Annotated in this window: 13 protein-coding genes; 3 read left to right on the top strand and 10 right to left on the bottom strand. The window is 37.3% G+C overall.

Annotation, left to right across the window (positions count from 1 at the left end; genetic code table 11):
- Positions 1-567: 567 nt before the first annotated feature.
- The 5 genes from GZH82_RS05045 to sgtB form a co-directional block, all read right to left on the bottom strand.
- Complete coding sequence (locus GZH82_RS05045) at positions 568-1,371, bottom strand: teichoic acid translocation permease (RefSeq protein WP_238989655.1); 804 nt, start codon at positions 1,369-1,371, stop codon at positions 568-570.
- A 3-nt stretch (positions 1,372-1,374) separates the two neighbouring features.
- Entirely contained in the window at positions 1,375-2,904 is a 1,530-nt protein-coding gene (locus GZH82_RS05040; RefSeq protein ID WP_162681580.1) for an ATP-binding cassette domain-containing protein, read from the bottom strand.
- Between the two features lie 15 nt (positions 2,905-2,919).
- Complete coding sequence (locus GZH82_RS05035; RefSeq protein WP_162681579.1) at positions 2,920-3,234, bottom strand: YfhH family protein; 315 nt, start codon at positions 3,232-3,234, stop codon at positions 2,920-2,922.
- Entirely contained in the window at positions 3,227-4,030 is an 804-nt protein-coding gene (gene recX, locus GZH82_RS05030) for a recombination regulator RecX (RefSeq protein ID WP_162681578.1), read from the bottom strand. Before recX ends, GZH82_RS05035 begins: the two co-directional genes overlap by 8 nt.
- Positions 4,031-4,214: 184 nt before the next feature.
- Entirely contained in the window at positions 4,215-5,021 is an 807-nt protein-coding gene (sgtB, locus tag GZH82_RS05025; protein ID WP_162681577.1) for a monofunctional peptidoglycan glycosyltransferase SgtB, read from the bottom strand.
- A gap of 200 nt (positions 5,022-5,221) precedes the next feature.
- Here sgtB and GZH82_RS05020 point away from each other — a divergent pair, with 200 nt between their 5' ends.
- The gene (locus tag GZH82_RS05020; protein WP_162681576.1) at positions 5,222-6,967 is read left to right on the top strand and encodes a pyruvate oxidase; all 1,746 of its coding nucleotides are present in this window, start codon (positions 5,222-5,224) and stop codon (positions 6,965-6,967) included.
- Positions 6,968-7,642: 675 nt separating this feature from the next.
- Here the strand turns inward: GZH82_RS05020 and GZH82_RS05015 are convergent.
- Both GZH82_RS05015 and GZH82_RS13890 read right to left on the bottom strand, forming a co-directional pair.
- On the bottom strand, positions 7,643-8,158 hold the full coding sequence (locus GZH82_RS05015; RefSeq protein ID WP_162683004.1) for a type 1 glutamine amidotransferase domain-containing protein: 516 nt from the start codon (positions 8,156-8,158) through the stop codon (positions 7,643-7,645).
- Between the two features lie 75 nt (positions 8,159-8,233).
- On the bottom strand, positions 8,234-8,395 hold the full coding sequence (locus tag GZH82_RS13890; RefSeq protein ID WP_019166471.1) for an SE1561 family protein: 162 nt from the start codon (positions 8,393-8,395) through the stop codon (positions 8,234-8,236).
- Positions 8,396-8,510: 115 nt separating this feature from the next.
- Between GZH82_RS13890 and yfkAB the strand changes: the two genes are divergently transcribed.
- Positions 8,511-9,653, top strand: a complete 1,143-nt coding sequence (gene yfkAB, locus GZH82_RS05010; RefSeq protein WP_162681575.1) for a radical SAM/CxCxxxxC motif protein YfkAB — start codon at positions 8,511-8,513, stop codon at positions 9,651-9,653.
- Between the two features lie 65 nt (positions 9,654-9,718).
- Here the strand turns inward: yfkAB and GZH82_RS05005 are convergent, their stop codons facing one another.
- Genes GZH82_RS05005 through GZH82_RS04995 form a run of 3 tightly spaced genes read right to left on the bottom strand, consistent with a single transcriptional unit; the run spans position 9,719 to position 11,716 of the window.
- Entirely contained in the window at positions 9,719-10,240 is a 522-nt protein-coding gene (locus GZH82_RS05005) for an acyl-CoA thioesterase (protein ID WP_162681574.1), read from the bottom strand.
- Between the two features lie 18 nt (positions 10,241-10,258).
- Entirely contained in the window at positions 10,259-11,491 is a 1,233-nt protein-coding gene (locus tag GZH82_RS05000; RefSeq protein WP_162681573.1) for an aminopeptidase, read from the bottom strand.
- Between the two features lie 21 nt (positions 11,492-11,512).
- The gene (locus tag GZH82_RS04995; RefSeq protein WP_162681572.1) at positions 11,513-11,716 is read right to left on the bottom strand and encodes a DUF1128 family protein; all 204 of its coding nucleotides are present in this window, start codon (positions 11,714-11,716) and stop codon (positions 11,513-11,515) included.
- 132 nt (positions 11,717-11,848) lie between these two features.
- Between GZH82_RS04995 and GZH82_RS04990 the strand changes: the two genes are divergently transcribed.
- The gene (locus GZH82_RS04990) at positions 11,849-12,307 is read left to right on the top strand and encodes a low molecular weight protein-tyrosine-phosphatase (RefSeq protein WP_162681571.1); all 459 of its coding nucleotides are present in this window, start codon (positions 11,849-11,851) and stop codon (positions 12,305-12,307) included.
- Positions 12,308-12,310: the final 3 nt, after the last annotated feature.

Raw genomic sequence — 12,310 nt, 5'->3', positions numbered from 1 at the left:
ACAACCTTACGATTGAAAGCACAATTCTTTACAATATCGATTCATAGCCTTTTTTAATTGCCATTTTAGGCTCGCATTCCTAGGCACTGAAACTTCAACTAACGCTTTGATTTTACTGTTACATTAATTGAAGCGTTGGTGGATTTTGGGAGCAGTACAGCAATCTCGTGTGCAACAAAGATTTCGTCGTACTGCCCCCGCAAGGCTGACTAGACTTCTCAAAAGTACAAGCATTGAGAAGTCAGACAGCTACTGCGATACACAGTGGTCGCTGTTAAATATCAGAAATCATATTTAAGTCTTTGGTTTATCCCTCAGGAGTCTCGCCTGATTTGCAATTTTAAAAGGCTTTTTATTTTGAAATTGAAGAATTGTTCTTACAATCTTTGAATATCGCAACAATGCACATTTATTTAATTCAAATAACAACTTGTATTCATGGTGCTTCGTTAAAGCTTCATATCCCTTTATCTTATAATTAAAAATGTGCCTCCCCCTATCATGTATATAACATCAAACAAAAGCTGTGTTCAACGATGTGATGTCGTTGTTTCACAGCTTATTGTTTTACTCTGCTTTTTCTTTTTGTCCTTCTGATTGATGGTGTTCGTTTGGTCTTAATTGTGATACATAATCTTTTAATGCATAACAGAAGACAATTATTAGTCCAATGAAACACATGAAATAAAGATGATAACCGAGATGATTCATGGCTTCATGGCCAACGATAACAGCTTGTTGCATCCCATTGACTAAATAATACATCGGGTTCAGCATCATAATATGTGTCACCCAACCGTTACTATTAGGTGGAATATAAAGAATTGGCACGAGTAAAAATGTCAAAATCATGATCAATATAAAAACGCGGTCTAACTTTGGATAGAGCACATACACTAAACCAAGTAAATATGACATGATGAAGATAAAAATGAACGACATCGCACTATAAAAGAATACGCCTACCCACGTCGTATCTGTATTCAAAGGTTTTAACCAAGCCATGACGCTCATTAATACAGTTAATATGACGGTATTCATCACGCTCGACAAAACAATATGGAAAAATGGACTCATATTAAAGTGACGCGTCACATAATAATCTCTAGGAAAGAAGCGATAATGAATATAAATCGCAACCCATATGACACCAAAAGCGACGAGCCCTGTCAGGCGATAATCAAAGGTCGCTTGTGTCACTTCCACGATATCTAAAAATTGAAAAGCAATCGCGGTGAAAACCATTAAACCGAATGCGATTAAAAAAGTTAATGCTGTCCATTTACGATGTTTTTGAAGGCGATATTTACTGTGTCTAAACAATCTTGTTCGATTATGGAAAAAATGAATTAAGTTTTCTAACACGCTCATCACCTACAATTCGATATAAATCCATTTGGAATGTTTGAGATCGGCAATTAAATAACCTGCATCTGTTTTGCTCATCCAAATATCGGTTTTAATATTAAATTCATCTCTAAATTTGTCTTGTTTCACGATTGGAAATGTAAAGCCGAGTAAATGATCGCGGTCATCAAACAACATTGAAATCGGCTGTTCTACAATCGGTTCTACAAATCGTTGTTGATGTTCAGGCACAAGTGTTTCATTCACCTTTTTATGTGATTGATGAAGTGCACTGTTAAAGTAATCGACATAGTTAATATAGTTATCCTTCATATAAGGTTCTAACTGTTTACGATCGACTTCTTTATAAAGTGCTGCCGGATTTAAATAAAGAAATTTATCTTTGTTTGCTTTATAACTTTTGCCATCCACTTCAATACGGTACGTCGTTTTATTCTCACCCGTAATCGACGCTACTGCATAGTGTGGTAACTGCACTTCTTTACCTTTATTGTCTAATGGCGTAATATTCATTTCACTGTCGTTTACAATGCCATAAGCTAATTTATCAACGTATGGATCAGATGTCGATTTCGAAATTGTTGCTTGTGTGGCCAATGGTGCGCTCGCAATTTTGCCTAAATTGGTAAAAATCAATACACCTGCCACACACATGCCAATAAAAAACAGTGCCAACCACGTCCATATCCGCGATAAAAAGGCTGGGGGTTGCGCGTGTCGATAACGTTCGATACGTCTAAAATTATATGTAAGTTCTGGCATGCGTGAACGATTCCGCTTCCAATCTTCATCAAAGTGTTCACGTTCTTCTGCTGTCGTTAACGATGCCATATCACGTTGATGTGACAGAAAATAAGGCAGCACTTGTTTAATCGAGCCTTCTTTACGCACTTGACCGTGTGAAATCCATGCTAAATAGTTGCTCACTGCTTTCACTTTTTCTACATCATTGTCAATCGCAATCCAAGTCCATTCGCGGTCGATATAATCTTCTACCATCACTTTTGCTTTTTCAAAAAAACCTTCATCTAAATCACTCAATATATGACTTAAAATCACAATTTTCGCTTCTGATGCGCGTGCTAAACTGAATAACAACTGCGCATATTGTGTATCTGTTAAATCTTTGACCCGTTGATTTTGCACACCATCTAAATGCGCATACTTAATCACTTGTGTTGCTTTATGTTCAGGTGCATCGTAAGGATACAGTTGAATGACATCTTTTACATAGTCAATCACTAAAATATTTTCAACTGATTTTTGATTCATATTCGCATAAAACATTGATGCTGCACGTGCGATTCTTCCTTTATCAGGTTCGACAGTTCCAGCTAAAATTTCACCAATTAATGATTTAGATGATTCAGCCTCACCGATAATCCCTAACGCTTCACCTTCATAAATATGTAGAGAAATGTTGTTCAACTCAATATCTTCTGGTTGATAACTAAAAGGTTTAAGCACATTTTGCTTTTTTTGATTACGATAATAATGTGTGACATTAATCATCTTCAAGACAATTGAACTCCCCATGCGCTAAAGTCCCTTCTATATTTGTAATAATGAAATTGGTAAACCTTCTTCAGCTTCCGCCCCATTAATGCGGTAGCCCCATGCGAATACGCCTTTGAGACGTTCGACTTTAAAGTCATTTCCTGTTCCATCTTTTAGGTGGTAAATTTTACCAAGTTCAATTTCATTCGTGTCGATTAAATAGCTTTCTGCAATGACTACTTTATTCGCATAAACATCATATTCATTCATGATGCCGTTCATTTCAGCTTTTCGCATTTTCTCTTTACTCGTCTGGATGACATGTAAAATTTCTTGTCTATCCATGTCGCTTAAACGTTTTTCAATCATGATCAATACCACTTTCTGTCAGTTTTCGTTGGATATCGTCATACGGATACCCTTTTCTTAATAATGCCTCAACCGTTTTCATATATAAAGGCTTTCCTTCATATTTCTTCTGATATTTATTATAGACTTTCTCTAAATCACGTTGCAATAAATTATCCACAGTTTCTGGGTCTTGTGTAAAATCTAATGCATCAATCACTTTAAATATCGTGTCTAGGGAGAATCCTTTTTGCTGTAAAGATTGTTGTACTTTCACTCTTACTTTTGAAGTGGGTCCTTTCTTTTGATCCATTATTTTTTGACCAATTTCTACAATACGTTCGAATGGTTGTTCTTCTTCGTATAGACGGACTCCTTCTTCTATCAAATCCGCTTCAATCCCTGCTTGATGTAACTTTTGACGAAATACTTCCGGTCCTTTATCCGTCGTACGTAGCATTGTATTTTTTAAACTGATTATATAATCGCGATGATCAATGAGTTTGAGACGCTCACAATAGGCGATTGCTTCATGAATGATGTCTTCTTCAAAACCTTCTTTTCTCAGCTGTGTGGCAATTTCTTTACGTGTTCTCTTACGGTAGGACAAATATTGAATGGCATGATTGTTCGCTTGTTGTTGATGCTCACGTTGGGCCAATGCTTTGAGTTCCGCTGTGTCCATTTCATCGCCTTTTTTAATATTAAATGCCACTAACGTATCTATTGAAATGCCCAACGCAAATGCATTATCAATATAAATGTTAAAACGCTCATGATTATATTTTTGCACTTCAATTTTAGTGATTTTTGACATCGTTTCACTCCTTTAAATAACAAAAAGAGTAGAGCTAAAATCTAAAAATGAAATTAGATTCCAATGCTCTACCCCACTCTGATGATAGCATCGTGACCAACATTAAAGCTGTGCAGTCATAAAAATAACAAGTTGCCTCGTATTCCCTCTACACTTCATGACCTTATTATGCCATATTCATACGTTAAGCACCAAGTTGTTGCAACGCTTCAGTATATTGTTGTTCATTAATAAATTCTTGTTGCTTCATTTTTTCTAACGTCATTTTTGTACGATTAATAAATGAAGGTGACATGTCATTCACATTGTATACAGAAGGCGCATTGACTTTACTTGCTAATATTGCACTTTGTAACACAGTAATATGCGGTAATGTATAATTTTGTTCATTTGTTGTGACACCAAAATAATAATTCGCAGCAGATTCAATTGTATAATGATTGTCACCATAATAAATATTATTCATATAGTAACTTAAAATTTCATCTTTATCGTAATGACGTTCAATCCGTTTTGCGACAAACATTTCTTTTAACTTACGCGTCACGGTCTGTTGATTGTCATAATAATAGTTTTTGGCAAGTTGCTGTGTTATCGTACTCCCACCTTGCAGACGATCGCGGTCACGTACCGATGCAAAAATCGCACGTAAACTTCCTCGATAATCTACACCTGAATGTTTGTAAAAACGACGATCTTCTACAGCGATAAATGCCCCTTTTGTATAATCTGGCATTTGGGAAGCACTGACATAACCACTTTTTTGTTCGATACTTTTTAACGCATCTATATCCGCGCGCTGTGCCATAAAATACATCATGCCAATAAATAACGCACCCGCTAAAACAATCAGCAACAATAACGTGCGAAAAATACGGCGTGGCTTTTGTTTCTTAGGCGGTTGTCCGACAGGCTGGTAATACGTATTGTGATGCGGCTCATTGTGAGGTGAGTGCTTGGACTGCTTGGCTATTCGGTCTCTTCTTTTCATACATGATGACCTACTTTCTCATTTTCAAATCACTTAATAATGTGAGTTTACCAAGTCCTTCAAAAATATGCTATATGTTTCGGCAAAAATCAGTCTGTAGAACGAGCTTGAGCACGAACATTGAAGATTGTTACTGAACGTGGAAAAATGGGTATGTAACTGTCATAAAGAGAATCGAAACAGAAGGAGTAATCATTATTATGGGAAAAGTAAAAGCAAATATGGCTTTAGTAAGAGCATTAAAAGCATGGGATATTGATCATGTATATGGTATTCCAGGTGACTCTATCGATGCTGTTGTCGATGGATTAAAAACAGCTGAAAACGATATTGACTTTATTCACGTGCGTCATGAAGAAGTCGCAAGTCTAGCAGCAGCCGCTTATACTAAGTTAACTGGTAAAATTGCAGTCTCACTTGCAATCGGTGGACCTGGTGCCATCCATTTATTAAACGGGATGTACGATGCAAAAATGGATAATGTGCCACAACTTGTATTGTCAGGACAAGCAGATAGTCATAAACTTGGCACAAAAGCATTCCAAGAAGTGGATTTACCAAAATTGTTTGAAGATGTTGCGGTTTACAACTATCAATTGAAAGACAGTGATGCTACACGTATTTTCGAAATTGTTGACGAAGCGATTCGTACCGCATACCGTGAAAAAGGTGTTGCAGTGCTGACTTTACCAAACAACATTTTAAATACAAAAGTTGAGGACAATTTCCCTACAGAAGTTGACCCTTACGTACCAGAACGTCGTCAACCCTTAAATCACGAAATTCAACGCGCTGCACAATTATTCAATGAAAGTAAGCGCCCTGTCATTTTAGTCGGTAAAGGGACAGACCATGCAAAAGCAGAAGTACGTCAATTCATTGAAAAAGGTAAAATTCCAACTATCGTGACGTTGCCATCCAAAACTATTGTAGGTGATGACCATCCTTATAATCTCGGTAACCTCGGTAAAATTGGTTCAAAACCATCTTACCAAGCAATGCAAAATGCGGACTTGCTCATTTTAGCAGGTACGAACTATCCGTATATTGATTATTTACCGAAGAAAAACATTCCAGCGATTCAAATCGATGAAAACCCAGAAGCAATCGGTCACCGCTTCGATGTCGATGCACCTATCGTTGGGGACAGTCAACTGGCATTACGCGCATTAACAGACGCAATTCAACCTGTCGAAAAACGACCATTCTTAAATGAAATGTTAGACCATCGTGAAACTTGGAAAGGTTGGATGACTGAGGATAAAAATAACGATGCTATACCTATTCGTCCTGAACGATTGATGGATGCGATTAATAAAGTCATGACTGATGATACGGTCATTGCAGCTGACGTTGGTACATCAACTGTTTGGTCAACACGTTACTTGAATTTAGGTGTGAACAACCACTTCATCATTTCAAGCTGGCTCGGTACGATGGGTTGTGCGCTTCCAACAGCTATTGCGTCACGTATCGCCTTCCCTGGCCGTCAAGTGATTGGTATTACAGGTGACGGTGCGTTCGAAATGGTTATGCAAGACTTCTCAACAGCGGTACAATACAATTTACCAATGGTGTTGTTCGTCCTTAATAACAGCGAACTTTCATTTATTAAATATGAACAACAAGAAGCTGGCGAATTAGAGTACGGTATCGACTTTAGTGATATTGACTTCGCGAAATTTGCAGAAGCTTGTGGCGGTGTCGGTTATACATTGAAAGATCCGAAAGACATCGATTCAATCGTACAAACTGCTGTACAACAACACAAACCGACAATCGTCAATGTGTATGTAGATAAAAATGCTGCGCCACTTCCAGGTAAAATCGTACCTGAACAAGCGATTAATTATGCAAAATGGGCATACCGTAGTTTAACAGAAGATCGCAAATTTATCTTTAACGAAATGCCATCATTAACAACTGCAGTTAGACGTTTCTTATAAGAGCGTTTCATATTCAAACAGTATGGGTGAAATTACCTGTGCTGTTTTTTTGTGGCTGTTTTGAGTTCGGATTTCCACTTTTACGTTTAATCTTATATTTAAGAAAGTATGCGTTAGCGTAAAGTTTATTATTTCATGTTCATATGACTTTACCAAAAATGTAAGAACTGGCAAAATTTAAGCGACCTGTAAAACATCACACAGTCCTAGCAAGCTCTTGAGACTATTTAAAAATGAGAAATGAGTATTTTTAATACGCTTAAATCTAACACTTGAGGTGTAACTATAGATTGCAAGAACTTTCCGAGACTCTTGAGGGATATATGCTAACTGAAGTAATCACTTTCCACTTTGATAGTGACTATTGTTTAACGCAGTAGCTGTCTGACATCTCAATGCGTTCGCTTTTGAGATGTCTAGTCAGCCTTGCGGGGACAGTACTACGAAATCTTTGTTACACATGAGATTTCTGTACAGCTCCCGAAAATCCAATTCAGCTTCCTTCTAATGTACACTACAATCAAGCTGAGTTTAGTTGAGGCTAGGTTCCTAAGAACGCGAGGGTTAATTCTGCATTCGGAAATGCCTCATACAATACCGATGTAAAGATATGTATTAAAAAGCTAAAAAAGCGAACACTAGAAACTCTAGCGCTCGCTCTCAATCAACCATTTATTATTTAAATTGATTTACAATTTCTCTGTTAAAGTCATCTAAATCATCAGGCGTACGACTTGTTACTAATTTTTTATCTACAACAACTGATTCGTCAACAACGTTTGCACCTGCATTAGATAAGTCTTTACGTACATTAAGCACAGCAGTTAAAGTACGACCTTTTAACTCGTCTGTGTCGATTAAAATTTGTGGTCCGTGGCAAATTGCGAATGATGGTAAATCTTCTTTTAAGAAATATTTCGCGAAAGTACCAAATCTTTGTTCTGCATCACCACGCAATAAGTCTGGTGAGAATCCACCTGGTAATAATAAACCATCGTAATCTTCTGGTTTTGCATCAGCAATAGATAGGTCCACAGTCACTTTAGTCCCATGTTTACCTACAATTTCAGCATTGGCAGTTGTACCAATCACTACCGTTTCATGGCCCGCTTCTTCAAGTGCTTCTTTGGGGCTAGTGAATTCAACATCTTCAAATTCGTCTGCTAATAATACAGCTACTTTTGCCATAATTTGCATCACCTTTCTTTTCAATATCTATTTCACTGTATACCCCAAAGTATATCGTTCAAACATATTGACCCATATTTATTTACGTAATTGATTCACTTTCGCTTCAAGTTGGTCTAATAGGTGAATCCATTCGTCGATATCCGCGACATCAACCTCGTTCGGATCCGCATGTTCAATCTCTTCTAAAAATTGAGAAAGTCTCTCTTTCACTTGATTCATAGTTTGTGGCTCTTTCATACTTTATGATTCTCCTTTATAATTGCAGTTGTCATAGTTATATTAACATGAATTTGATTTTCCTCAATGGTAAATATCAAATGATCATGTATTTTAAGATGAGGAGTTTTTAATAATGTTAACGACCCAAAAGGAGCCTATTTCAATACTTAATGACCCGTGGGAGCCTTATACAGATATAGAACAATACGATGAATTGACGCTGAGCAACGTTGAATTCACGACAACGAATCTGTGTAATATGCGCTGTAGTCATTGTGCTGTGGGCTATACATTACAAACGAAAGACCCCGATACATTACCGATGTCATTAATTTTACAACGTTTAGATGAGATTCCAACGTTACGTACGATTTCTATTACAGGTGGCGAGCCCGTGTTTTCAAAAAAATCAATTCGTGAAGTGGTTAAACCATTATTAAAGTACGCTTATCAACGTGGCATATACGTCCAATTAAATTCGAATTTAACTTTACCGTTAGACCGTTACTTGGATATTGCAGAATATATTGATGTGCTACATATTTCACACAATTGGGGCACGATTGATACATTTACTGAAGTCGGCTTCGGTGCGATGGAAAAGCAACCGCCATTAAAAGCGAAATTGAAATTGTATGAACAAATGATTTCAAACGCACGTACTTTAAGTGAGCAAGGCATGTTCGTCTCAGCAGAAACGATGTTAAACAAAAGTACCTATCCACATCTCACGTCTATTCATCGCGAAGTCGTGAACGATATGAAATGTCAACGCCATGAAATTCATCCGATGTACCCTGCTGATTTTGCGAGCCAATTGGAAGTACTCGATTTGAAAACGATGAAAGAAGCCATTTCGCATTTATTAGATGTGCGTAATCCAAATACATGGATGTTGTTTGGAACACTGCCGATATTCCCTTGTTTGCAAGATGAAGCAGATGCGAAGTTACGTCAAAAGTTAAAACAAGCACCGAACGTCACGATACGTAATGATCCAGATGGTCGCAGTCGTTTAAATGTGAATGTGTTTACAGGGAACGTCATTGTGACAGACTTTGGTGATGAAACAGGAACGATTTCTAATATTCGTCATGATCAATTGACTGATGTATTCCAAAGATGGTTGGATAGTCCGTTAGCTCAGGCGATTAATTGTCATTGTCCAAAATTTGAATGTCTTGGACCGAACATTCTTGTTAAAAATATGTACTATCCAAATGTTGATTTTAAAGCACAAGAAGCACGCATGCACACACTTTTTAATCAATCATGAATAATCAATACATGAGTACGATAAAGGCTGGGGAGCATATCAACGTTTCCCAGCCTTTCTATTGATTATTGCTTAAATTCTAATTCTGAAATAAATTGCAGTGTTTGTTTACTTTCTTTACGACGTGCTTTTCGGCGTGCCACACGTGCTTCAGCTGTTTCATGAAACCATTTTTCTGCATCTGTTTCAGGATATACTGCAGGCACCTGTGTTGGCTTTCCATCATCATCCAATGCTACAAAAGTTAAAAAGCTGAGTGCTGCTAACTCTTGCTTATTGTTCGGAATATCTTCAATTAAAATTTGAACACAAACTTCCATTGATGAACTACCTGAATATGAAACCATCGCGATATACGTTAAAATGTCGCCGTTACGAATCGGTTTTAAAAAGTCTACTGAATCTGTAGAAGCCGTCACGACAGTTTGATTCGCATGTTTCATTGCACAAATTGCCGCAATTTCATCAATATTTGCCATCATCGTACCACCGAACAACGTCCCGAGATGATTTGTATCTTGTGGAAACACTTGTCTCGATTTATAAACTTTCGAATCTTGCATCGCTTTTTTATCTATTTTTGCCATGTCGTCACCTCAATATGTTTAATTAACCCAATTTCCATCTTTAAATACTTGTTCTTCTGTACCATCCTCAAGTACGCCGTAAATATTAAGATCACTACTACCAATCATAAAGTCCACATGTGTTAAAGAATCGTTCAAACCGTGGGCTTTCAGTTCTTCTGCCGTCATTTCAGTCCCGCCTTGCAAATTAAACGCATATGCGGCACCTAAAGCGATATGGCACGATGCATTTTCATCAAACAATGTATTAAAGAAAATAGTGTTTTTATTTGAAATCGGTGAATCATCTGGCACTAATGCGACCTCACCTAAACGACGTGCACCTTCGTCTGTATCGAGTAAATCCGCTAAAACTGCTTCTCCTTGTGCTGCTTCAAAATCAACAACAGCACCATCTTTAAACGTCAATGTGAAACCGTCAATAATTGTGCCATTATAACTGAGCGGTAATTTATTTGTGACATAGCCGTTTACGTTGTTGCAATCAGGTGCAGTGAACACTTCTTCAGTTGGAATGTTAGCAATAAAGCCTTGCCCTTTTTCTGTATAGCTCATCGGTTCTTCCCAAATATGGCCTTTTGGTAAGCCAATATGTAAGTCCGTCCCTTCTGAAACGAAATGAAACGCTGTATAAGCTCTGTCATTTAACATCGCAGCACGTGATTTTAAGTTTTTCGCATGCTTTTCCCAGTTTTCGATTGGGTCATTGCCATCAACGCGTACAATACTTAAAATATCTTCTAAAAATCGCGCCATCGCTTCTTCATCATTTAACTCAGGATACACACGGTTTGCCCATGCTTGAGAAGGATAACTTGCTACAAGCCACGGGAAACTATTTTTTTGTGCTGCAATCATATAAGGTTTAAAAGCTTTTGCGTATTGACGTTGTGCCGCCTTTAATTTGTCAGAATCAATGCCATTCAACAAATCTGGATCTTCTGATAACAACGCTAGCATACATGCACCACGGTTCACGTAATCCATGCGTTCATCCACATCATAGCCTTTGACCTCTTGTTCAAAAAATGATGTCGGCTCATTTTCGTATGTCAGACGCTTAACTTGAGGATCCTCATATTTCACTCTTACATCTGATGCCCCTGCTGCATAAGCTTCTTTTACAATTAAACGTGTGAAGTCAACAGTTTCTACAGATGTACGAATATATACAGGTTGACCTTGTTGTACGTTCATCCCTACACGTACGAGTAATTTAGCATATTGTTGTAATCGTTTCTCAATTGTCATATAAAAACCTCCCCATTCGAATTACTTGCGAATATCACCTAATGCTTCAGTAATACCTGTCATTTCACGTGGTGTAAATTCACGTTTCGAAGTGACAAACGCGTGTATATCTTCTATATCTTCACGATCATTTTCACTATAGTTTTCTGGATCAATTAATCCCGGGTTAACTAAATTCAAACGATCGCGTATTTCTATAATCATTTCTTCAATAGTTTTTGACATTTATCTCATCCTTTCGTCTCCAATATTTTATCAAAGTGATGAATATTTGAAAAATTTTTGTCGCTATCACTTTCGAATTGTTTTAAAAAAGGCTAAAATGGGCATATAGATTAGAACATGGAGGTTATCTACATGACAACAGTTGCTTTTGTATGTTTAGGTAATATTTGTCGATCTCCTATGGCTGAGGCAATCATGCGCCAACGTCTAAAGAATCGCAATATTGACGACATTGAAGTATACTCGAGAGGGACAGGTCGCTGGAATTTAGGTGAACCCCCTCATCAAGGTACACAAAATATTTTAAAAGCACATGACATTCCTTTCGATGGGATGATTAGCGAATTATTTACACAAACGGATGATTTTGATTACATTATTGCAATGGATCAAAGCAATGTAGATAATATTAAAGATATTAATCCTCATCTTAAAGGGAAGTTGTACAAATTGCTTGAATTCAGTGATATGGATGAAACAGACGTTCCAGACCCATATTACACAAATAATTTTGAAGGCGTTTATGAAATGATACAATCATCAACGGATCATTTAATAGACCATATTCTTAAAGACACGCGAAAGGGGTAACAT

This window comes from Staphylococcus sp. MI 10-1553, assembly GCF_010365305.1.
Lineage (GTDB): Bacteria > Bacillota > Bacilli > Staphylococcales > Staphylococcaceae > Staphylococcus.
This window is presented reverse-complemented; position numbering and strand designations above follow the sequence as displayed.

Excerpts from the sequence above, each read along its gene's own strand:
- GZH82_RS05045 (WP_238989655.1), bottom strand. The coding sequence starts at position 1,371 with ATGAGCGTGTTAGAAAACTTAATTCATTTTTTCCATAATCGAACAAGA.
- GZH82_RS05040 (WP_162681580.1), bottom strand. The coding sequence starts at position 2,904 with ATGGGGAGTTCAATTGTCTTGAAGATGATTAATGTCACACATTATTAT.
- GZH82_RS05035 (WP_162681579.1), bottom strand. The coding sequence starts at position 3,234 with ATGATTGAAAAACGTTTAAGCGACATGGATAGACAAGAAATTTTACAT.
- recX (WP_162681578.1), bottom strand. The coding sequence starts at position 4,030 with ATGTCAAAAATCACTAAAATTGAAGTGCAAAAATATAATCATGAGCGT.
- sgtB (WP_162681577.1), bottom strand. The coding sequence starts at position 5,021 with ATGAAAAGAAGAGACCGAATAGCCAAGCAGTCCAAGCACTCACCTCAC.
- GZH82_RS05020 (WP_162681576.1), top strand. The coding sequence starts at position 5,222 with ATGGGAAAAGTAAAAGCAAATATGGCTTTAGTAAGAGCATTAAAAGCA.
- GZH82_RS13890 (WP_019166471.1), bottom strand. The coding sequence starts at position 8,395 with ATGAAAGAGCCACAAACTATGAATCAAGTGAAAGAGAGACTTTCTCAA.
- yfkAB (WP_162681575.1), top strand. The coding sequence starts at position 8,511 with ATGTTAACGACCCAAAAGGAGCCTATTTCAATACTTAATGACCCGTGG.
- GZH82_RS05005 (WP_162681574.1), bottom strand. The coding sequence starts at position 10,240 with ATGGCAAAAATAGATAAAAAAGCGATGCAAGATTCGAAAGTTTATAAA.
- GZH82_RS05000 (WP_162681573.1), bottom strand. The coding sequence starts at position 11,491 with ATGACAATTGAGAAACGATTACAACAATATGCTAAATTACTCGTACGT.
- GZH82_RS04995 (WP_162681572.1), bottom strand. The coding sequence starts at position 11,716 with ATGTCAAAAACTATTGAAGAAATGATTATAGAAATACGCGATCGTTTG.
- GZH82_RS04990 (WP_162681571.1), top strand. The coding sequence starts at position 11,849 with ATGACAACAGTTGCTTTTGTATGTTTAGGTAATATTTGTCGATCTCCT.